Origin of the sequence: Promicromonospora alba, assembly GCF_042654905.1 — a bacterium.
GTDB lineage: Bacteria > Actinomycetota > Actinomycetes > Actinomycetales > Cellulomonadaceae > Promicromonospora > Promicromonospora alba.
Map to the genome: position 1 here is coordinate 197,413 of NZ_JBHSFI010000005.1, position 20,822 is coordinate 218,234.

Annotated in this window: 21 protein-coding genes, 1 tRNA gene and 1 pseudogene; 5 read left to right on the top strand and 18 right to left on the bottom strand. The window is 71.4% G+C overall.

What is annotated here, in order from left to right; translation table 11 throughout:
• Positions 1–23: 23 nt before the first annotated feature.
• The 6 genes and pseudogenes from ACFO6V_RS15860 to ACFO6V_RS15885 form a co-directional block, all read right to left on the bottom strand.
• Positions 24–95: transfer RNA gene (locus ACFO6V_RS15860), tRNA-Pro, on the bottom strand.
• A gap of 70 nt (positions 96–165) precedes the next feature.
• A pseudogene (locus ACFO6V_RS15865) lies at positions 166–564 on the bottom strand (tyrosine-type recombinase/integrase); the annotation flags it as partial.
• A gap of 3 nt (positions 565–567) precedes the next feature.
• Entirely contained in the window at positions 568–804 is a 237-nt protein-coding gene (locus tag ACFO6V_RS15870; RefSeq protein ID WP_377136839.1) for a helix-turn-helix transcriptional regulator, read from the bottom strand.
• A 214-nt stretch (positions 805–1,018) separates the two neighbouring features.
• The gene (locus tag ACFO6V_RS15875; RefSeq protein ID WP_357446090.1) at positions 1,019–1,246 is read right to left on the bottom strand and encodes a DUF5302 domain-containing protein; all 228 of its coding nucleotides are present in this window, start codon (positions 1,244–1,246) and stop codon (positions 1,019–1,021) included.
• A 144-nt stretch (positions 1,247–1,390) separates the two neighbouring features.
• On the bottom strand, positions 1,391–1,861 hold the full coding sequence (nrdR, locus tag ACFO6V_RS15880; RefSeq protein ID WP_357446087.1) for a transcriptional regulator NrdR: 471 nt from the start codon (positions 1,859–1,861) through the stop codon (positions 1,391–1,393).
• Between the two features lie 119 nt (positions 1,862–1,980).
• Complete coding sequence (locus ACFO6V_RS15885) at positions 1,981–2,427, bottom strand: LysM peptidoglycan-binding domain-containing protein (RefSeq protein ID WP_377136842.1); 447 nt, start codon at positions 2,425–2,427, stop codon at positions 1,981–1,983.
• A gap of 191 nt (positions 2,428–2,618) precedes the next feature.
• Between ACFO6V_RS15885 and lexA the strand changes: the two genes are divergently transcribed.
• Entirely contained in the window at positions 2,619–3,434 is an 816-nt protein-coding gene (lexA, locus tag ACFO6V_RS15890) for a transcriptional repressor LexA (protein WP_377136844.1), read from the top strand.
• Positions 3,435–3,519: 85 nt separating this feature from the next.
• Here lexA and ACFO6V_RS15895 read toward each other — a convergent pair whose 3' ends face one another.
• From ACFO6V_RS15895 to ACFO6V_RS15935, 9 genes are all read right to left on the bottom strand, one after another.
• Positions 3,520–4,509 carry an L-lactate dehydrogenase gene (locus ACFO6V_RS15895; RefSeq protein ID WP_377136846.1) on the bottom strand — a complete coding sequence of 330 codons (990 nt, stop codon included), beginning with the start codon at positions 4,507–4,509 and terminating at the stop codon, positions 3,520–3,522.
• A gap of 9 nt (positions 4,510–4,518) precedes the next feature.
• Positions 4,519–6,615: an ATP-dependent DNA helicase gene (locus ACFO6V_RS15900; RefSeq protein WP_377136847.1), complete on the bottom strand. Its 2,097-nt coding sequence runs from the start codon at positions 6,613–6,615 to the stop codon at positions 4,519–4,521.
• Between the two features lie 42 nt (positions 6,616–6,657).
• Entirely contained in the window at positions 6,658–7,545 is an 888-nt protein-coding gene (locus tag ACFO6V_RS15905; RefSeq protein ID WP_377136849.1) for a carbohydrate ABC transporter permease, read from the bottom strand.
• Between the two features lies 1 nt (position 7,546).
• Positions 7,547–8,518 carry a carbohydrate ABC transporter permease gene (locus ACFO6V_RS15910; protein ID WP_377136851.1) on the bottom strand — a complete coding sequence of 324 codons (972 nt, stop codon included), beginning with the start codon at positions 8,516–8,518 and terminating at the stop codon, positions 7,547–7,549.
• 115 nt (positions 8,519–8,633) lie between these two features.
• Complete coding sequence (locus tag ACFO6V_RS15915; RefSeq protein ID WP_377136853.1) at positions 8,634–10,007, bottom strand: ABC transporter substrate-binding protein; 1,374 nt, start codon at positions 10,005–10,007, stop codon at positions 8,634–8,636.
• A gap of 67 nt (positions 10,008–10,074) precedes the next feature.
• The gene (locus tag ACFO6V_RS15920) at positions 10,075–11,745 is read right to left on the bottom strand and encodes a glycoside hydrolase family 13 protein (protein ID WP_377136855.1); all 1,671 of its coding nucleotides are present in this window, start codon (positions 11,743–11,745) and stop codon (positions 10,075–10,077) included.
• 53 nt (positions 11,746–11,798) lie between these two features.
• Positions 11,799–12,818 (bottom strand): LacI family DNA-binding transcriptional regulator, encoded by a 1,020-nt coding sequence (locus ACFO6V_RS15925; protein WP_377136857.1) that lies wholly within the window; start codon positions 12,816–12,818, stop codon positions 11,799–11,801.
• A 96-nt stretch (positions 12,819–12,914) separates the two neighbouring features.
• Positions 12,915–14,456, bottom strand: a complete 1,542-nt coding sequence (gene hflX / locus ACFO6V_RS15930; RefSeq protein ID WP_377136859.1) for a GTPase HflX — start codon at positions 14,454–14,456, stop codon at positions 12,915–12,917.
• A gap of 127 nt (positions 14,457–14,583) precedes the next feature.
• Positions 14,584–15,168, bottom strand: coding sequence for a GNAT family N-acetyltransferase (locus tag ACFO6V_RS15935; protein WP_377136861.1), 585 nt, complete (start codon positions 15,166–15,168; stop codon positions 14,584–14,586).
• Positions 15,169–15,220: 52 nt separating this feature from the next.
• On the opposite strand from ACFO6V_RS15935, the gene ACFO6V_RS15940 reads away from it, so the two are divergent.
• On the top strand, positions 15,221–15,820 hold the full coding sequence (locus tag ACFO6V_RS15940) for a class I SAM-dependent methyltransferase (RefSeq protein ID WP_377136863.1): 600 nt from the start codon (positions 15,221–15,223) through the stop codon (positions 15,818–15,820).
• Between the two features lie 78 nt (positions 15,821–15,898).
• On the opposite strand, the gene dapF is transcribed toward ACFO6V_RS15940, so the two are convergent.
• The 3 genes from dapF to ACFO6V_RS15955 all read right to left on the bottom strand — a co-directional run bounded on the left by dapF (position 15,899) and on the right by ACFO6V_RS15955 (position 18,475).
• Complete coding sequence (gene dapF / locus ACFO6V_RS15945) at positions 15,899–16,864, bottom strand: diaminopimelate epimerase (RefSeq protein ID WP_377136864.1); 966 nt, start codon at positions 16,862–16,864, stop codon at positions 15,899–15,901.
• Positions 16,861–17,835, bottom strand: a complete 975-nt coding sequence (miaA, locus tag ACFO6V_RS15950; protein ID WP_377136866.1) for a tRNA (adenosine(37)-N6)-dimethylallyltransferase MiaA — start codon at positions 17,833–17,835, stop codon at positions 16,861–16,863. The genes dapF and miaA overlap by 4 nt, the downstream gene beginning before the upstream one ends.
• A gap of 61 nt (positions 17,836–17,896) precedes the next feature.
• The gene (locus tag ACFO6V_RS15955) at positions 17,897–18,475 is read right to left on the bottom strand and encodes a hypothetical protein (RefSeq protein ID WP_377136868.1); all 579 of its coding nucleotides are present in this window, start codon (positions 18,473–18,475) and stop codon (positions 17,897–17,899) included.
• Positions 18,476–18,607: 132 nt separating this feature from the next.
• Here ACFO6V_RS15955 and ACFO6V_RS15960 point away from each other — a divergent pair, with 132 nt between their 5' ends.
• The 3 genes from ACFO6V_RS15960 to ACFO6V_RS15970 all read left to right on the top strand — a co-directional run bounded on the left by ACFO6V_RS15960 (position 18,608) and on the right by ACFO6V_RS15970 (position 20,795).
• Positions 18,608–19,207: a type III secretion system chaperone family protein gene (locus ACFO6V_RS15960; protein WP_274994189.1), complete on the top strand. Its 600-nt coding sequence runs from the start codon at positions 18,608–18,610 to the stop codon at positions 19,205–19,207.
• Positions 19,204–19,776 carry a type III secretion system chaperone family protein gene (locus ACFO6V_RS15965; RefSeq protein ID WP_377136870.1) on the top strand — a complete coding sequence of 191 codons (573 nt, stop codon included), beginning with the start codon at positions 19,204–19,206 and terminating at the stop codon, positions 19,774–19,776. Before ACFO6V_RS15960 ends, ACFO6V_RS15965 begins: the two co-directional genes overlap by 4 nt.
• Before the next feature lie 110 nt (positions 19,777–19,886).
• Entirely contained in the window at positions 19,887–20,795 is a 909-nt protein-coding gene (locus ACFO6V_RS15970; protein ID WP_377136872.1) for a WXG100 family type VII secretion target, read from the top strand.
• The last annotated feature ends 27 nt before the right edge of the window (positions 20,796–20,822 follow it).

A 20,822-nucleotide genomic window follows, 5' to 3' on the forward strand; every position in this document is an offset into this window, starting at 1 on the left:
CTCGACTCACCAGGCCAGACATGTCGGGCTGACTGGATTCGAACCAGCGACCCTCTCCTCCCAGGTGGGAGCGTCACAGCCCGTGCCACAACCCGCAGATTCGTGGTCGCCATTTCGCTCCCACCGTTCCCACCGGACGGCGTTTCTGCAGGAGTCGATGAGACGCTGGCACGAAGCCGGGGTCAATTCATTCAGGCGCTTCTTTCCCAGCGTCGGAACCACGTACCGGTCGAGCTGGTACTCGTACTTGTCGATCGTCTGCGGCCTCATCGGAGGTCGAGGCCAGGTCGAGCGAACTCGCATCTCAGTTACCCACTGGCGGCATGCGAGTCCCACCTTCGAATCTGGTTTGAGTTCATCCGAGCCGCGCGCTGCCTTGAGCAGTTCGGCCACCGCGGCTTGCACCTTGAGGCGTGCTTTGTCCTCACGGGATCCGTTTCGAGAGACCGGCACAATCTCTCCGGTCATGAGCTTGAGCCGTGTCCGAGCCCGCCATGTCTTCGGCCCGGTCTGCTTGATGGAGATGCTGCCGTGTTCGCCCGGCTGGAGCTCCGTTCTGCCCATTGCTCACCACCCCGGTCCGGTGATGCGGCGCTCGGGTGTCGCCTCGTCGTCACCACACTCGGTGTCCGCGACACGCGACTCGAGCCACGCGCGCACGTCAGCGTCTGCGGACAGCAGGTGCCGACCGACCTTGTGGGCGCGGGGCCCCTGACCGTGCTTCCGCCAGGTGTAGATGGTCGCGGGCGTGGTGCGCAGGACCGTGCACAGCTCCTCGAGGGTCCACATCGGTGTGCGATCCATTGGCTTGTCGTGCGAGGCGCTCATGTATCTGAGGTGCGCCAACGGCGCCGACAGTGTCGAGCATCCGTAGGCACTATCGGTCATTCCCGAGCGTTCAAACCGTGTCACGAACTGTGTCATCGCGGGTCATCTATCCCTTTGCTAGGCGCCTCGCGAGACAACAAAAGCCGCCGACCAGGTCAGATACCTGGTCGACGGCCTCGGCCGAACAGTCTCAGCCGGACTTGCGGCGGAACATCTTCTGGACTGGGCCGGTCGTCTCCGAGCCGTGCACCGCACCAGTGTTCACATCGCCCGCGGAGGTCCGGCTCCGAGCCGCATTCTTGCGGTCCAGAGCTTCCTTGAACTTCGCCTTCGCGTCCGTGCTCGGCGCTGTCGCGACCTTGGGCTCTTCAGCACCCTTGGTCTCGGCTGCCTCGGCATTGGGCTTCTCGTCCGTCACACCGATCACCTCCTCTTGTTCCGGGGGTCCCTCGATCGGGTCCGTCGTCGGCCCCAGCCTGCACCACGGCACAGCCAGGTGCCAACATTTTTGGATTCCACCCAGGCTACGGCCGACGACGACGCGCCCGGCCGCGCAGACTCCCTATGCCTGAGCGGCCGCCCGCTCGGCGCGCTCCGCACGGAGCGAGGTGATCGCGCTCTCGAAGTCCTCGAGCGAGTCGAACGCCTGGTAGACGCTCGCGAACCGGAGGTACGCCACCTCGTCGAGCTCGCGGAGCGGGCCGAGGATGGCGAGGCCCACCTCGTACGCGTCGATCTCCGCGCTGCCGTTGCTCCGCAGGGTCTCCTCGACCCGCTGGGCCAGGATCGCGAGGTCGTCGTCGCTCACCGGGCGCCCCTGGCACGCCTTGCGCACACCCGCGGCGACCTTGTCGCGGCTGAACGGCTCTGTGGCGCCGGAGCGCTTGACCACGGACAGGCTCGCGGTCTCCACGGTGGTGAACCGTCGGTTGCAGTTCGGGCACTGCCGTCGGCGCCGGATCGACAGGCCGTCGTCGGCAGTCCGCGAGTCCACCACGCGCGAGTCGGCGTGGCGACAGAACGGGCAGTGCATGCTCACTCCTGCGTGGTCGACCATCGACCGGAGGCCTCCGGTCGCGCCCCGACCGTAAGCGGGCAAACCACCCCCTTGCAACATAGCCGCAACATTCGTCGGCGAATCGAGGCCTTTCGTCACTCCTTGGGCAGGAGCAACAGCTCCCCGACGCGCAGCGTGCCGGTCGACATCTCGTTCAGGTCCTGCAGCCTGCCGACCGCGTGTCGCACGTCCTCGCCGGGTCTCGCGATCTCCTGGGCGAAGCCCCAGAGCGTCTCTCCCGGCTGCACGGCGTGCACCCGGACCTCGGTGGGTTCACCCGGGGAACTGGCGACCGCCGTCGCCCCCCACGTGATCATCGGAGCGAGCAGGAGCATGGCGAGCAGCACGAGGACCACCCGGCCGCGCCGCGTGAGCCGGAGGCCGGCCAGGCCGAGCCGGCCGGCGAGCGTGCGCCCTTCCACCGGGATGTACGCACGGACCGCAGCCGGTCGGGCCGCCGGCACGAACGCCCGGCCATACGACGGCGCATACGCCTGTTCATACGTCGGGGTGTACTGCCGCAGCGGGATCACGTCCCCCATGGCCCCTCCTCGAATGAGTGACTGAGCTTCTGTCGTTCATACAAGCGTTCGTCGAACGCCCGTACCATTGTGTAGCACGGGACACCGTCCATGTCGAGACACGCTCGAACATTCGTTTGAGCCGAGCGCGTTTGTGACCTAGAGTGGGTAGCGCACAGGAGAACATTTGTCGGAACGGGAGGGGCACGGGCATGACGGGACGGGACGGGACCAGCGACACGAGAGCCGTCGACACGGCAGCCTCCGGCGTCGCCACGCTGGACACGCCAGCCGACAAGGCGGTCGCTGACGTGCACACGATCTCGCCGACTGACCGCCTCACCGAACGGCAGCGCTTGGTGCTGGACACGATCCGGCAGTCGTTCGAGACGCGGGGCTACCCGCCGTCGATGCGCGAGATCGGCGAGGCCGTCGGGCTGGCCAGCCCGTCGAGCGTCAAGCACCAGCTCCAGATGCTCGAGAAGAAGGGCTTCCTGCGCCGCGACCCCAACCGGCCGCGCGCCATGGAGCTCGTGGAGCCGATGGCCGAGCAGGTCGACAAGCCGACGCGCGGCGAGATCCACTGGCCCGAGCCGCGCCGCAGCGGCCAGGTCCACTGGGGCGGCTCCGTGCCCGACGACGCCAGCACCCCCCCGCCGTCGTATGTGCCGCTCGTGGGCCGTATCGCTGCCGGTGGCCCCATCCTTGCCGAGCAGGTCGTCGAGGACGTGTTCCCGCTCCCCCGCCAGCTGGTGGGCGACGGCGAGCTGTTCCTCCTCAAGGTCGCCGGCGACTCGATGGTCGACGCCGCGATCTGCGACGGGGACTGGGTGGTCGTACGGCAGCAGAACGTCGCCGAGCAGGGCGAGATCGTCGCCGCCATGATCGACGGCGAGGCCACGGTCAAGACGTTCAAGCAGACCGACGGTCACGTGCTGCTGCTGCCGCAGAACCCGGCCTACGAGCCGATCCCCGGCGACGAGGCCCAGATCCTGGGCCGCGTGGTCGCGGTGCTGCGCAGCCTGTAACGAGGTTCGCGAAGTAGAGCGCCTGTCCGCCCTGCGCAACGCTCAGCGTGCGTAAGGCGGACAGGCGCTCTACTTCGCGGTCTCCTCAGAAGCCGAACTGCCTCTGCACGGCCCGCACGCTCTCCGCCGACGCACGAAGGCCGGCCAGCTCGTCGTAGGACATCGGCACCCGCATGTTGGCCGTGACACCCCGCCGGTCCACGAGCGACGGCACGGACAGGCACACGTCGCTGATGCCGTGGTAGTCGTCCAGCAGCGAGGACACCGGCATGATCCGGCCCTCGTCGTTGAGCACCGCCTCGATGATGCGGGTGGCGGCCAGGCCGACGGCGTAGTTGGTGGCCCCCTTGCCCGCGATGATCCGGTACGCGGAGTCGACCACCTCGTGGTGCACCTCCGTACGCACCGCCGCGTCGAGCGGCGGGTTACCGCCCAGCGGCTCCCAGTCGAGCAGCGGCACACCGCCGATCGACGCCGAGCTCCACAGCGCGATCTCCGAGTCGCCGTGCTCCCCGGCGATGTACGCGTGCACGTTCCCCACCGCCACGCCGCAGCGCTCGGCGAGCACCACGCGCAGCCGGGACGAGTCGAGCACCGTGCCGCTGCCGAACAGCCGCTCGCGCGGCAGGCCGGAGATCTTGAGCGCCGCGTAGGTCACGACGTCGACGGGGTTGGTCACCATGACGTACGTGGCGTCCGGCGCGACGTCGACCAGGCCGGGCAGGATCTTGCGCATCAGGCCGATCGTTCCCTCGGCGAGGTCGATCCGGGTCTGCCCGGGCTTCTGCTTCGCCCCTGCGGTCACGACCACGACGTCGGCGCCCGCGCACACTGCGACGTCGTCCGAGCCGATCACCTGCGCCTGGGGCGTGAACATGAGGCCGTGCTGGAGGTCGAGCACCTCGGCCTCGACCTTCGCCCGGTTCACGTCGTGCAGGGCGATGGTCCGCGCCGAGCCCCGCGCCAGTGCGGCGAAGGCCAGCGTGGAGCCGACCGCCCCGGCGCCCACGATCGCGAGCTTGGTGGTGCGGGCGCCGGAGGACGGCGCGGCCGGGATGTCCGAAAGGGCTGCCATGCCCCCAGGTTAGGTGTCGAGCCTCGCCAGCGCGGCACGGACCAGCGCCGAGTCGGTCGTCGGCCAGAACCCCGGCATCGAGCGGGTCAGGAACGACGCGTAGCGGGCCGTCGCGAGGCGGGGGTCGAGGACCGCCACCACTCCCCTGTCGTCCATGCTCCGCACGAGGCGCCCGGCGCCCTGCGCAAGCAGCAGCGCCGCGTGCTGCGCGGACACCGCCATGAACCCGTTACCGCCCGCCTGCTCCACCGCCTTGGCGCGTGCCGCCTTGACCGGGTCATCGGGGCGCGGGAACGGGATGCGGTCGATCAGCACGAGCTGGCACGACGGGCCCGGCACGTCCACGCCCTGCCACAGGGACAGCGTGCCGAACAGGCAGGCCTCCGGATCCTCGGCGAACTCGCGCACGAGGGTGGGCAGCTGGTCGTCGCCCTGCGCCAGGATCGGGAAGTCCAGCCGCTCCCGCATCGCCTCCGCCGCCGCGTTCGCCGCACGCCGGGACGAGAACAGGCCGAGCGTGCGGCCGCCCGCGGCGGTGATCAGCTCCGCGATCTCGTCGAGCTGCGCCTCCGTCGTCGGCTCGCGGCCCGGCGCCGGGAGGTGCCGGGCGATGTACAGGATGCCCTGGCGCGGGTAGTCGAACGGGCTGCCGGCGTCGAGGCCGTGCCACGGCGGGGCGTCCTCGCCCTTGAGGCCGAGCGTGCCGGCCACCGCGTCGAACGTGCCGCCCAGCGCCAGCGTGGCCGACGTGAAGACGCCTGTCGCCTCCCCCAGCAGGTGCATCCGGATCAGGCCGGCCACGTGCAGCGGCGCCGCATGCAGCCGCGTCACGTTGTCGGCGAACCCGCCCCAGCTGTTGTCCGGGCGCGAGCACCACAGCACGTCGGCGGTCGTGTCCTGGAACGACATGCGTTCCGCCGTCTCGAAGAGCTGCAGCATGGCGCCCTGCGCCATCTTCAGGCCGGGCTCGGGCTGGGCCGGAGCCTGTCCCTTGCCGCCGCCCGCCTCCGGCTTCAGCGTGCTCAGCACCTCGCGGGCCGCGTCGCGCACCGCGCCGACCGCCAGGCGCAGCTCGTCGGGCAGGCCGTTCGGGAACCGCTCGGCGGGGGCCGTGACCAGCAGCGTTCCCAGTGCCTGGGCGGCGGCGTCCAGCGAGTCGGTGTTGGTGCCCGCGTGCCGCCGCGCCAGGCGTGCGGCGTTCTCGACCGAGGCCATGGACAGGTCGACCGTCGCCGAGGACGTGACCCGGTCCGTGAGCTCGTGCGCCTCGTCCACCACCACGACGTCGTGCTCCGGGAGGATGCCCGGGCTGCCCGTGGCCGCGATGCCGAGCATCGCGTGGTTGGTCACCACGACGTCGGCCTCCCGGGAGGCGGCCCGCGCCTTGTCGGGGAAGCATTCGGCGAGCATCGGGCACTTGCCGCCCAGGCACTCCATGGCGGTGACCGAGACCTGCCGCCACGCCCGGTCCGGCACGCCCGGCACGAGGTCGTCGCGGTCGCCCGACTCCGTCTCGTTCGCCCACTCGTGCAGGCGGCGGACGTGGTCGGCGAGCGTAGCTCCGTCGTCCCTGCGCCGTCCGCGAGCGCCGCCGGAAGCCGCGGGCTCCTCGGTGCGCGGGTGGTCCTCGCCGCCGGGCAGGTCGAACAGGGTGGGCTCGTCGGCGGGGTAGCCGCCGCCGACCTTGTGCACGCAGAGGTAGTTGTGCCAGCCCTTGAGCAGTGCGATCTTCGGTTCGCGCGGGAGCTGCGGCGTCACGGCCTTGGCGACGAGCGGCAGGTCGCGCGTGATGACCTGCCGCTGGAGGGCCAGGGTTGCCGTCGAGATGATGACCTTGCTGTCGGCGGCGACCGCGTGCCGGACGGCGGGCACCAGGTAGCCGAGCGACTTTCCGGTGCCGGTACCCGCCTGGACGAGCAGGTGCTCGCCCTTCTCGATGGCCTCGCCGACCGCCACGGCCATGCGGTGCTGGCCGTCCCGGCGCCCACCGCCCAGCTCACCGACGGCGAGGTCGAGAAGCTCCTCGACATCGGGAATGTCGGTGGTCTGGGGAGGGGCGTCGGAAAGGCTGGTCACGCGTTCGATCCTAGGCCGGACCACCGACATGCACCCCATCTCGTCCACAGGTGCCGGCGGCCGGCCGAGGGGTTATCCCTTGACCGCGCCGCCCAGCCCTGCGCCGCTGAGGAACAGGCGCTGGAAGGCGAGGAAGAGGGCGATCGGCAGCACGGTGGAGATCGCGAGCGCCGCGAGGAACACGTCGAGCTCCAGGTACGGGGCGATGGCGGGCAGCCGGACGGAGAGCGGCTGGTTCTGCGGGTCCGGGAGCACGAGCAACGGCCAGAGGTAGTCCTTCCAGGCGGCGATGACGGCGAACACGGAGACGACGCCGAGGATCGGCTTCGACATCGGCAGCACGATGCTCCACAGCAGCCGGAAGGGTCCGGCGCCGTCGACGCGCGCGGCCTCGAAGATCTCGCGCGGGAGGCCGTCGAAGAACCGCTTGACGAGCAGCACGTTGAACGCGCTGGCGCCCATGGGCAGCCAGACCGCCCAGAAGGTGTTGAGCAGGCTGATGTGGACGATCGGCACGTCGAGGATGGTCAGGTACAGCGGCACGAGGAGCACGACGGACGGCACGAAGAGCGTCGCGAGCACGAGTCCGAAGATCACGTTGCCGTACCGGGGCCGCAGCACCGACAGCACGTAGCCGCCGGTCGTGGCGACCAGGATCTGGAAGAACCAGGCCCCCAGCGCCACGATCAGCGTGTTGACGAAGTAGTGGTCGATCTCGGCCCGGTTCCACGCCGTGGCGAGGTTGGCCCAGTCGATCCCGGTGGGGAACAGCCCGAGCGGCTCGCGCAGGGTCTCCTGCGTAGGGGTGACGGCGGCCTTCGCGAGCCAGAGGATCGGCCCGAGCCCGACGACGACCAGGGTGATCAGCAGGCCGCCCTGCAGCACGCCGAGGGAGGTCCGTACGCTCGGCCGGCGCCGGTCGTGGGCCGAGACGATGCCGCGTTCGATGGTGGCTGCCATGTCAGCTGCTCCAGGGTCGGGTCACGCGGAAGTACACCGCGGAGAGGACTGCCAGGACGCCCGCGAGCATCAGGCTCAGGGCGGTCGCGGCCCCGTAGTTGCCGCCGAGGCTGCTCCCGAACGCGTAGTCGTAGATCAGCATCAGGATCGTGAGGGTCGCGTTGTTGGGGCCGCCCCCGGTGAAGAGGAACGGCTCGAGGAACACCTGCGAGGTGCCGATGATCTGCAGGATCAGCGTGATGAAGAGGACGCCGCGCAGCTGCGGCAGCGTCACGTGCCAGATCTTGCGCCAGACGCCCGCGCCGTCGACCTCCGCGGCCTCGTAGAGCTCGGTCCGCACCCCGACGAGCGCGGCGAGGTAGATGATCACCGTCCCGCCCGCCGCGGCCCAGGTCGCTTCGAGGACCAGGGACGGCATGGCGCTGCCGGCGTCCTGCAGCCAGGGGTACGGGCCGAACCCTACCCAGCCCGCGATGGTGTTGAACACGCCGGTGTCCGAGGCGTCGTAGAAGAACTTCCACAGCAGCACCGCCACGACGGGCGGCACGACGACGGGCAGGTACGCCAGCGCGGAGAAGAGTCCCCGCATCCGCCGCACCTCGCTCATCAGTACCGCGGCGGCCAGCGGCAGCGGGTACCCGAAGACGAGCGCGAGCAGGGCGAACCACAGCGTGTTCTGGACCGCCTTGCCCAGCAGCGGGTCCTGCAGCACGAACACGAAGTTGTCGAGCCCCACGAACACGGGGGCGGTGACGAGGTTCGTCTCCTGGACGCTCATGACGAGCGCGCGGCCGATCGGGAACCAGGAGAAGACGCCGAACACGAGGATCATCGGCAGCGCGATGATCAGGGTGCTCAGACCGCCCTCGCGCAGCCAGTCCTTGGGCGTGCGGCGGCGCGTACGGCGCGCCGCGGTGGACGACGGCGGTGGTGCCGGCGCCGCTACCGGGCGCGGGCTGGAGATGGTGGTCAACGTGGATCCTCCTCGTCGATGGTCCGGCCCGTCGCCCTGCGGCGGTCGAGCCTGTCGGGGCCTCAGCAGGTCTCGACAGGCTCGACCAGCAGGGCGCGAGCCCGGCCTGCGGCGGTCAGCTGCGGTCGAGCAGGGTCTGGACCTGGGTCTGCGCGTCGGCGAGCAGGGCGTCGATGTCCGCGTTCTCGTCGGTCAGCACCGCCTGGACCACCGGGTCGAGCGCCGCGTACACGTCCTGGGTCGCGACGGCGGGCTCGGGGATGACCGGCTGGTCGAACATCTGCTCGGTCATCGGTGCGAAGTTCTCCAGCGGGACGTTGACGAGGTCCTTGATCCAGCCCTGCTGCTCCTCGTATGTCTCCCGGTCGAAGATCGGCAGGGCCGGGGCGCCGACGGGCTGGTCGGTCTCGGCGAGGACCTCGGCGTCGGCCACGGCGGCCTCCTGGTCGGTCAGCTTGGAGATGTAGTAGAAGTCGATCCACTTCACGGCGGCCGCCTGCTCGGCCGCGGACGCCGCGGAGCTCACCGCGGCGAGCGTGCCGCCGCCGAGCGTGCCGGCGTCGTCGCCCTCCAGGGGCAGCACCGTGACGCCGTACTCGTCGGGGTTCATCTGGTTCTGGGTGAACAGGTTGGGGTAGTTGGCGCCGCCCGAGATGTACATGCCGATCTTCCCGGCGGCGAAGTCCTGGTTGATGGTGCTCCAGTCGTACAGGAAGCTGGAGCCCATCGAGTCGTCCTCCCAGCGCATCTCCTGCAGCATCTCGAGGGCCTGGACCGTGGCGTCGTTGTCGACGGTGGCAGTCGTCTCCTCGCCCTCACCCTCGACGATGCGGCCGCCGAGCGCGTACGTCTCGGTGGTGAGGATCCAGCCGCCCGTGTTGCTCTGCGTCATGTGGGCGTAGCCGGCCTGGCCGGTCTTGTCCGCAATGGCCTTGGCGGCCTCACGCACCTCGTCCCACGTCGCCGGCGGGTTGTCCGGGTCGAGCCCGGCCTCCTCGAAGAGCGCGCGGTTGTAGTGCAGGCCCTGGTTGTAGGCAGCGATCGGGATGGCCCACATGCCGCCCTCGGCATCCTGGCCCGCCGCCGCGATGGTGGGGTTGAACTGGTCCGCGTAGGGCAGCTCGGCCACCAGCTCGCTGACGTCGGCGATCTGCCCGCGCTCGATGAGGGCGCGGCCGTCCGTGAACGGGATGGGGAAGACGTCGGGCAGCGTGCCGCCAGCGAGCTCCGCGGCGAACGTCGTGCCGGACCAGGTGAACTCCTTGGTCTCCACCTGGATGTCCGGGTTGGCCTCCTCGAACTGCGCGATACGCTCGTCGAACGCGTCGATCGCCTCCTGCTCGAGACCGGCGTCGATGGAGACCTCGATGGTCACCGGTCCTGTGGGCTCCGCGGCCGGCTCCTCGGACGCGCCGCAGGCCGTGAGGGTTCCCGCGACGGACAGAACGCCCACCAGGGCGATCGCCGCGCGCTTCTGTGCTGACTTCATTGTCACTCCTTGGTCGTGTGCCGCTGGGACGGCATCTCTGGGGGAAGACGAGTAGGGAAGAGGGGGATCAGGACGGCAGGTCGAGCCAGACGGCTGTGTCCGGTCCGATCTCGCCGTCGACGGAGCCGCTCGCCAGGAGCACCGTGGCCCCGGCGGGCAGCGGGACGGGAGCCGTCCCGAGATTGACGACGCACGCGAAGCGGGCGCCGCGGGTGAAGGCGACGACGTCGTCGCCCTGGCTGTCGCCGTCGAGGCCGAGCCACGTGAGCTCCTCGGTGTGCAGCGCCGGGAGGCCGCGCCGCAGGTGCAGCGCACGACGGTAGAGGCTCAGCATCGAGTCGGGGTCACCGGCCTGCGCCTCGACGGAGCGGTCGCGCCAGTCCGTGGGCTGGGGCAGCCAGGGCGCCCCGCCGCCGTCGGGCCCGAACCCGAGGCTCGTGCCGGTCCGGGTCCACGGGAGCGGGACGCGGCAGCCGTCCCGGCCGGGATCGACACCGTTGGACCGGAAATGCATGGGGTCCTGGATGAGCTCCTTCGGGACCTCTGCCTCGGGCAGGCCCAGCTCGTCGCCCTGGTAGACGTACAGGGCGCCGGGCAGCGCCGCGACCAGCAGGGCGGCGGCCCGCGCCCGGCGCGTGCCGAGCTCCAGGTCGGACGGCGTGCCGAACCGCTTGGCCGCGAAGTCGAAGGACGAGTCCTCCCGCCCGTACCGGGTGACGGGCCGCGTGACGTCGTGGTTCGACAGCACCCAGGTGGCCGGCGCGCCCACCGGCGCGTGCGCCTCCAGCGTCATCCGGATCGACTCACGCAGCTCCTTCGCGTCCCAGGGACGAGCCATGAAGTCGAAGTTGAACGCGGTGTGCATCTCGTCGGGGCGCAGGTACTGGGCGAACCGCTCGTGGTCGGCGAGCCACACCTCGCCCACGAGCACGCGCGGCTCGGCGTACGAGTCGGCGACGCGCCGCCAGCCGCGGTAGATGTCGTGGATCTCGTCGCGGTCCAGGTGGGGGTGCTCCCCCGGACCCGGGGTCTCCGGGACCTCCGGCAGCGCGGGGTCCTTGACGATGAGCGCCGCCGAGTCGATCCGGATGCCGGCCGCACCCCGGTCGAACCAGAACCGCAGGACGTCCTCGTGCTCCTGCCGGACGTCGGGGTGGTTCCAGTTCAGGTCCGGCTGCTCGGGGGTGAACAGGTGCAGGTACCACTGGCCGGGCGTGCCGTCGGGGTTGGTGGTGCGGGTCCAGGTCTGCCCCTGGAAGCTCGAGACCCACCCGGTCGGGATCTGCGCCCCGTCGGGACCGGCGCCGTCGTGGAACCAGAAGCGCTCGCGCTCCGGCGAGCCGGGGCCCGCCGCGAGCGCCGCGCGGAACCACTCGTGCTCGGCCGAGATGTGGTTGGGGACCACGTCGACGATGGTCCGGATGCCCAGCTCGCGGGCCTCGGCGATGAGCGCCTCGGCGTCCTCCAGGGTGCCGAACGCCGGGTCGATCCGGCGGTAGTCCCGCACGTCGTAGCCACCGTCCGCCAGGGGGGAGGCGTACCAGGGCGTGTACCAGATGGCGTCCACGCCCAGGTCCCGCAGGTAGCCCAGCCGCGAGCGGACGCCGGCGAGGTCACCGGTGCCGTCGCCGTTCCCGTCCGCGAAGCTGCGGGGATAGATCTGGTAGATCACCGCGCTGCGCCACCACTCGGGCCCGGCGGGTCGCGGGTCTGCTGCAGGCTCGGACGTCGTCGTCATGCAGTGAACCGTAATTCACATGACAACGAGTACGCAAGAACTCGACAGTAACCTTATCGATTCGTGACAACCTTCAGCGCGGCGGTGGAGGCGCGGACCACGAGCTCCGGCTCGAACAGCAGCTCGTCGCGCGGCACGTCGCTGCCGTCGATGAGCGCCGCGAGCAGGTCGACGGCGGCGCGCCCCATCGGCTCGATCGGCTGACGGACGGTGGTCAGGGCCGGGTCGGTCGAGTTCATCAGCGCCGAGTCGTCGAACCCGACGACCGAGACGTCCGCCGGGCACGACAGCCCGACGCGGCGCACCGCCCGGATCGCACCGAGGGCGAGCGGGTCGCTGGCGCAGACGATCGCGGTGGCGCCGCGCTCGATGAGCCGGTTGGCCGCCGCCTGGCCGCTCTCCAGCGAGTACTGCGAGTGCACCACCAGTCCGTCGTCCAGGTCGAGGTCGTTCCGCTTCGCGAACCGGCGGGCGGCGGCGAGCTTGCGCTCCGACGGGACGTGGTCGGCCGGGCCCAGCAGCAGACCGATCCGCTGGTGCCCGAGCGATGCGACGTGCCCCATCGCCTGCTCGATCGCCACGAGGTCGTCGGTCGCGACCCGCGGGAAGCCGAGGTCCTCGATCGACGCGTTCATGAGCACCACGGGCAGCCCGAGCTCCTCCAGCCGCCGGTAGTGGGAGTGGTCGGCCTCGCGCTCGGCGTAGAAGCCGCCCGCGAAGATCACGCCGGAGACCTGCTGCTGCAGCAGGAGATCGATGTACTCGGCCTCGGTGACGCCGCCGGCCGTGCGTGTGCAGAGCACGGGCGTGTACCCCTGCTGCGCCAGCGCGCCGCCGATCACCTCCGCGAACGCGGGAAAGATCGGGTTCACGAGCTCGGGCAGCACCAGCCCGACGAGCTTGCCCCTGCTGCCCCGCAGCTTGGTGGGCCGCTCGTAGCCCAGCACGTCCAGCGCCGTCAGCACGGCGTCCCGGGTGCTCTGGGACACTCCCGGCTTTCCGTTGAGCACACGACTGACCGTCGCCTCGCTCACGCCGACCTTCTTCGCCACATCCGCTAACCGTCTCGACATGACGTCGATCCTAGTCACGGATAACGCAAACCGCTTGCAGGGATTGCATAACCCTGCAAGCGGCTTGCGTATCCGACGCCGGACGCCGGCGGTGGATCAGGAGGCTACGGCGACCTGCCGCAGCTCGATGGCGAGCTGCTCGTCCACCCGTCCCCGCAGGTGGGTACCCGCGGCGACGTGTTCCGTCAGGTCGATGTCGCCGTGCTCGTGCACGCGGTGCACCAGGTCGCCCCGCTCGTACGGGACCACGAGGTCGATGGCGACCCCCGGTCGCGGCAGCTCGGCCGCGACACGGGCGCGCAGCTCGGCGATGCCCTCACCGGAGTGCGCCGAGACGACGGCGGTGTGCCGCTCGCGCCGCTGGATCCGGCCGACGACGGTCGGGTCGGCGATGTCGGCCTTGTTCAGCACGATGATCTCGTGCACCTTGTCGAAGGCCGGGATCTCGGAGAGCACCTCGCGCACCGCGGCGATCTGCCCCTCGGGGTCCGGATGGGACGCGTCGACCACGTGCAGCAGGATGTCGGCGTCGCCGACCTCCTCCAGCGTGGAGCGGAATGCCTCGACGAGCTGGGTCGGCAGCCGCCGCACGAACCCGACGGTGTCGGTCAGCGTGTAGACGCGGCCGTCCTCGGTCTTGGTGCGCCGCACTGTCGGGTCCAGGGTCGCGAACAGCGCGTTCTCGACGAGCACGCCCGCGCCGGTCAGCGCGTTCAGCAGCGAGGACTTGCCGGCGTTCGTGTAGCCGGCGATGGCGACCGCGGGGATCGCGTTGCGCTTGCGGCTCAGCCGCTTGGTCTCACGGGCCGGCTTCATCGCGACGATCTCACGGCGCAGCTTGGACATCCGGTCACGGATGCGCCGCCGGTCCAGCTCGATCTTGGTCTCACCCGGACCACGCGAGCCCATGCCTGCGCCCGCGCCGCCCACCTGGCCACCGGCCTGGCGGGACATCGAGTCACCCCAGCCGCGCAGGCGCGGCAGCAGGTACTCGAGCTGGGCGAGCTCGACCTGGGCCTTGCCCTCACGGGACTTCGCGTGCTGCGCGAAGATGTCCAGGATCAGGGCAGTCCGGTCGACGACCTTGACCTTCACCACGTCCTCCAGCGAACGACGCTGGGACGGGGCGAGCTCGCCGTCGACGATCACGGTGTCGGCGCCCGTCGCCATGACGACCTCGGCCAGCTCAAGGGCCTTGCCGGAACCGAGATACGTGCCCGGGTCGGGCTTCTGCCGGCGCTGGAGCATGCCGTCCAGCACCTGGGAGCCGGCCGTCTCGGCCAGTGCGGCGAGCTCGCGGAGCGAGATCTCGGCGTCGCGGGCCGCGTGCTCGCCACCCGAGTACAGGCCGACGAGCACCACCTTCTCCAGGCGCAGCTGCCGGTACTCGACCTCGGTGACGTCCTCGAGCTCGGTCGACAGACCGGCCACGCGGCGCAGCGCCGTACGCTCCTCGAGCTCCAGCTGGTCACCGTCGGCCACGGTGTGCACCGTGGCGCCGTCGGCACGTGCGGTCCCCGCCCGAGCGAGAACCCGTGCCACGACATCGTTCGCGATCGCCTGGGCATCAGGCTGGACCTCGCGGAGTTCGGGCGTCTCCTCTGCGGGGAGCTCGGGCTCTGTCGGGGTGTGGGTCATGTATTACCTAACTCTCGATTGTTCTTACCTGCTGTACAACAAGGATCCCACGGCCGAAAGTCCCGCGGCTATGTCTTTCCCGGCCGGGCTACCGGGAGCCGCGGCCATGGTCTCGCAGGGGCCCTCGTCAGAAGTCCAGCCGCATCACCCGACGCCGCTTCGTCGGCCGGCTGACCTCCGTCAGGCCCGCTGCCGCGAACGGTCCCGGCGTACCGACGCTGACCTCGCCCCACGAGATCTGCTGACCCGGGTCGGGCACGATCGGGTAGCCCTCGACCGCCTGGGCGCCCCGCTCCCGCGCGTGCTCGACGGCGGCCGCGGCCAGCTCGTACATCAGGCCCTGCTTGCGGTAGCCGACGCGGACGGCGAAGCACGTGACCGCCCACACGCCGTCGTCGTCCTTGTCCTCGTGCCGGCCCGCCCACGGGACCTGGCTGCCGCGGTACCGGACGAACTCCGTGCGGGGCGCGACCGCCACCCAGCCGGCGGGCTCGCCGTCGTCGTACGCGACCAGGGCGCCGGTCGTCGGCGCGTCCGGACCGGCGTCGAGCTGCTCGCGCAGGTGGTGGCCGCGCTCCTCGACCGAGAGGTACCACCAGGCCCGGTCGCCGAGCCGGATGCGCTGGCACTGGCAGTGGTGGGCGCCGCCCCGCAGGCCGAACACGGTCTGCACGTCGTCCCACCGGTCCGGCGTGGCCGGCACGATCTCCATGCCGGAAGGCTGGCACCGGTCACGCCGGGCGGCAAGCGCCTAGGATTGCGCGGTGTCCACCGACCACTACTTCACCGCGCAGCCCGCCTCGGACGACGAGCGCCGCACCCGGACCATCCACCTCGCCGGTCGGGAGCTGGAGATCGAGGTGGCACCGGGGGTCTTCTCGCCCGGCGGGGTCGACAAGGGCACGGCGGTGCTGCTGAACGAGGTTCCGGCGCCCCCGCCGTCGGGCAACCTGCTCGACCTGGGGTGCGGCTGGGGACCCATCACCATCTCCCTGGCGCTGGAGGCGCCGCACGCCACCGTGTGGGCGGTGGACGTCAACGAGCGGGCCCTCGACCTGGTGCGACGCAATGCCGAGCGGCTCGGCCTGACGAACGTCCGCGCGGCGCTGCCCGACGACGTGCCGGAGGACATCACGTTCGAGGTGTGCTGGTCCAACCCGCCGATCCGCGTCGGCAAGCAGGCGCTGCACGACCTGCTGACGCGGTGGCTGCCCCGGCTCGGGGACGGCGCCGAGGCGTGGCTCGTGGTGCAGAAGAACCTGGGGTCCGACTCGCTCGCGCGGTGGATCACCGACACGCTCGACCTCCAGGTCGAGCGCGAGGCGTCGTCCAAGGGCTTCCGCGTCCTGCGCGTGGCGGGCTGACCTGTCACCCGTCCCGCAGTTGTCAGACCCGTGAATCACCCGAGTGACCTGTACGTCTGACACGTGCGCCGGGGTCTGCTAGCGCGTGACGTGGCCCGAGTAGACCAGCTCGGCGGGGCCCGCGAGCTCGACGTTGCCGCTCGGCAGGACGCGCACCCGCACCTCGCCGCCCGGCACCTCGACGATCCACGTGTCGGGGGCGCCGTCGCCGGACGACCCGGCCTGCCAGGTGCGTACCGCGAGCGCCGCGGCGCACGCGCCCGTGCCGCACGACGGCGTCTCGCCGACCCCGCGCTCGTGCACGCGCATGCGGAGGCGTCCGACGACGCCGTCCGGCCCCTCCTCCTCGCCGAGCGGCACCACGAGCTCGACGTTGGTGCCGTGCGGGGGCAGGGGCGCGACCTCGGGGGCGCGGAAGAGCTCGAGCGAGTCGAGCTCGTCGAGGCTCGCGAGGGCGACGACGGTGTGCGGGTTGCCGAGGTCGACGCTCAGGGCGGGACGAGGTGCGGTCCAGCCGTGGACCGCGACCGCTGCGTCGTAGCCCTCGGCCGCGGCGGACTCGCCGCCGGGCAGGAACCACGGGCCCATGTCGACGGCGTACCAGCCGTCTGCCTCCTTGGTGACGCGCTTGACGCCTCCGCGGGTGCCCAGGCTGAGCGGCCCGGCGGACAGGTCGGCGAGCCCCTCCTGCTCGGCGAAGGCCGCGAAGACGCGCACGCCGTTGCCACACATCTCGGCGACCGAGCCGTCCGCGTTGCGGTAGTCCATGAACCACTCGGCGGTCGGGTCCTCCGCGAGCGCGGCCTGAGCGGTCTCCTCGCCCGCGCGGGCGAGCGCGGCGGTCGGGGCGAGCCGGATCACGCCGTCGCCGCCGATGCCGCTGCGCCGGTCGGCCAGCCTGCGCACGTCCTCCGGACCCAGGTCGAGCACGCCCTCGCGGTCCGCGATCAGCACGAAGTCGTTCTTCGTGCCGTGCCCCTTGGTGAAGGCGAGGGTGCCAGGCGTCGGGACGTTGGGCACAGAGCTGGTCGCGGGCTGCGTCATGAGCCCAGGCTACGGCGCACGGGTTCGGATCCGGCAACCGGCAGGGTCCCGTCGTCAGCGGCGGCGACGATCGCGAGCGCCTCGTCGAGCAGGTGGGGCGAGGCGGCGTCGAGCCAGTGGACGCGCGGGTCGCGGCCGAACCAGCCCATCTGCTTGCGGGCGAGCCGGCGGGTGTTCGCGGTGATCGCCTCCCTGGCCTCCGCCTCGGTGAGCTCGCCGCGCCACCAGGCGAGCACCTCGGCGTACCCGACGGCGCGCGCGGCGGTCACTCCCAGACCGGAGCCCGTCCCGCCCTGCTCGGGGCCGGCCAGAGCGCGCACCTCGTCCACCAGACCGGCCTGCCACATGCGGTCAACGCGTGACGCGACCCGCGCGTCGAGCATCTCGCGGGAGCAGTCGAGCCCGATCTGCACGGCGGGCCGTACGTACTCCTGCCGGGGCAGGTTGGCCGTGTACGGGCGCCCGGTGATCTCGATGACCTCCAGCGCGCGGACTATCCGGCGGGTGTTGTGCGGGTCGATGCTCTCCGCCGCCTGTGGGTCGAGGCCTGCGAGCTCGGCGTGCAGGGCGCGGCGGCCCTCGGCCTCGGCGCGCGCCTCGAGCCGCGCCCGGACCTCGGGGTCGGTACCCGGGAAGTCCATGGCGTCGAGCAGGGCCCGTACGTACAGCCCGGAGCCGCCGACGACGACGGCGCGCGCACCCCGCCCGGCGATCGCGTCCAGGTCGGCGCGTCCTGACTCCTGGTAGCGCGCGACGGAGGCGTCCTCGGCAGGGTCCAGCACGTCGAGCTGGTGGTGCGCGATCCCGCGCCGCTCGGCCGGCGGCACCTTGGCCGTACCGACGTCCATGCCGCGGTAGAGCTGGTAGGCGTCGGCGTTGACGATCTCGGCGGGGCCCAGCGCCTGGGCCAGGTCGAGCGCGAGGTCCGACTTTCCGGTGGCGGTGGGACCTACGACGGCGACGACTATCACGCGGCAACCATACGGGCCGACGCCGACGCCGGCCCTCACGCCAGCCCTCACGCCAGCCCGGTCACGCCAGCGTGGTCACGCGATAGGCCGGCGGCAGGTGGCCGTGCGACTGCTCGAACACCTGGACCTGGGCGTGCCAGGCGTCGGCTCCGGCCGCACGCAGCGCCGCCCGGATCCCGTCGGTGAGAGCCTCGGGACCGTCGTCCAGCCCACCGGGCGCTCCCCCGCCCGCGACGACCAGGCCGGTCGCGCCGCGCAGCAGGCCGGCTACGCCGTCGTCGAGCGACCAGCCGTCGGCCGGCACCTCCAGCGTCTCGACGTCGGTGGCCCGGTCGCCCAGCACGTCGGCGAGCGCCAGCAGGGCGACGGACGCGCCGGTGCCGGCGGGGGCGCCGTCCGCCCAGGACGCGGCTGCCGGAGGGTCGGGCAACCAGCGGCCGCCGATCCCGGCTCCCGCGAGCGACGGGCGCATCCGCCCGTGGCGGAGCGCGGGTCCGTGCGCGAGGACGAGTGGCAGCCGACCGCCTGCGACGAGCTTCGCGAGAGCGGCCCGGACCGCGCCGCGTACCGCCATGAGGGGGTCCGCCCTCAGGCCGGGAGCGAGCCCCGGGACGAGCAGCGGGGTCGCAGGCAGGATCACGGCACGCACGATCCACGAAACTACACGGCCCGCGCCGCTCCGGCCGCGCGCAAAAAGCCTCTGGACGATTCCACCCCATTTCCCACGTGTCCGACGCAGCGGGGGAAGGGGTCTGGCGGGTAGTGTGGCCAGGTGAGGTTTTTCGGGTCACGACGCCGTAACACGGCGGGCGACGGCGACCGTGCGGCCACCGGCCCGCAGCAGCCCGAGCCCAGGGAACTCGACGACGACGAGCTCCGCGCCCAGGTCGAAGGGGTTCTGCTTCGGGAGCTGACGGGCGGTCTCGACGATCCGTCCTCGATCCCCGAGCCCCTGACGCGCGACCGCGTCGTCGAGTGGCTGGGTGAGAACGGGTTCAGCTACTTCGTGGACTCGGAGGGCGACGTCGGCGGGCTGTGGCACGGCTGGCTGTTCTACTTCCTGATGGTCGGCGAGAGCTCCGAGGTGCTCCAGGTGCGCGGGCAGTGGCACCGGGACCTGACCATCGAGCGGCTCGAGGAGATCCTCGAGCTCTGCAACGAGTGGAACGCCGAGCGCATCTGGCCCAAGACGTACGTCCGGGTCCGGGACAACGGGGCGGTGCTCGTCTACACCGAGGTCACCGTCGACCTGGAGCACGGCGTCACCGAGGACCAGCTGGACCAGCTCCTGCAGTGCGGGCTGACCACGGGCTCCATGTTCTTCGAGCACCTCGACGAGACGTTCCCCGATCCGCTGAGGTCCGCACCATGAGCCCGCCCATCGGCGGGGGCGGCCGCGGCGCGGGCCGCTGGCTCGCCCGTCTGCTGAACCCGCGTCCCCCGGCCGCGCGGCGGTCCTCCGGCGCGCAGGTCCGGACCATCACGAACACGCAGGTCGAGAAGCCCCGGCCGCTGAGCACTCAGCGTGTCGGTGACGACCTCTCGCGGCGCGGCTACCGGTTCCGCATCGACGACGACGGCGACGTCACGGGCACCTGGGACGGCAACCGGTTCTGGTTCCTGCTGCTGGGCGAGCACGACGAGATCCTGCAGGTGCGCGGCCGCTGGGCGGGCACGCTGCCGGCGGGGGCGCGCCTCGCCGTGCTGCAGGCCGCCAACGACTGGAACCGCGAGCGCATCTGGCCCAAGGTCTACACGCGCGAGGAGTCCTCGGGGCTCGCCCTGTACGCCGAGGTGTCGGTGGACTTCGAGCACGGCGCGACCGAGGATCAGCTCGCCCAGACCGTGTCGTGCGGCCTGGTCACGGCCAGCCAGTTCTTCTCCACTGTCGCGTCGCTGGCCCCGCCGTCGGACGAGAAGCCGCCGTCGGACGAGGAGTGACACCCGCCCGCGCCATGGGGAGTTCTACCCCTTACCCGTGTTCGCCCTATCGTGCCTGGTCAGCTACGGTCTGGACCAGTTGACAGCCGGACGAGCGGTAGGGAGTACTGATGGGTGAGGTGTGGGGTGCTGACCTAGCACAGCTGCGCGCCCTCGCGAGGGAGTTCGACACGGCAGCGCAGACGCTGGACACCGCCGTCAGCGAAGTCACTTCGATGCTGTCCAGCGTCGACTGGCTGGGGCCCGGAGGTGACCAGTTCCGCGCGGAGTGGGACGGTCACCACGCGCCGGCCATGCGCGACGTCTCGACCAACCTCGCAGAGGTCAGGTCGAAGATCGAGCGCAACGCGGACCAGCAGGACGAGACCAGCAACGACTACGCCGGTGCCGGGATCGGTGCTGCCGGCGCGGCTGCCTTTGCCGGCGCCTCGGCCACGGGCAGCGGAACGGTGTCCGGCGGCGGCGGCGACGACGGCAACTGGGCCAAGACGGTCCTCGACGTCGTGGGGGACGCGAACTGGGTGGCCACCGCCGGCGGGCTCGTCCACAACGGCATCGAGCTCGGGGCACGCTGGGCCCACGGGCTCTGGAACGTCGCCGACGCCCTCCCGGGCGGCTGGGGCGGTGCCATCGGCACCGCGGGCAAGGCCTTCGCCTGGGGCTCGGTGGCGTTCGGCGCGTTCCAGATGGGCCAGGGCATCGGCGAGGGCGACTACTGGATGGCGGGTGACGGCGCGATCAGCGCCGGGCTCGGCGTCGGCGGTCTGCTCGTCGCGGCCGGCCTGGTCTCCAACCCGGTCGGCTGGGCGATCCTCGGTGCGGGCGCTGCCTGGGCCGTCGCGGATCTCCTCATCGACGGGAACGTCACCGAGGTGGCCTGGAACGCCGCGAAGGACGTCGGGGGCTGGGTCGGGGACACGGCAGGGGACATCGCCGACGGGGTGGGCGACCTGGCGGGCGACGTCCTCGACGCGGGCGGCGACCTCCTCGACGGCGCGAAGGACCTCTTGCCGTGGTGATCTGCCCCGGGGCCACGAGCACCGACC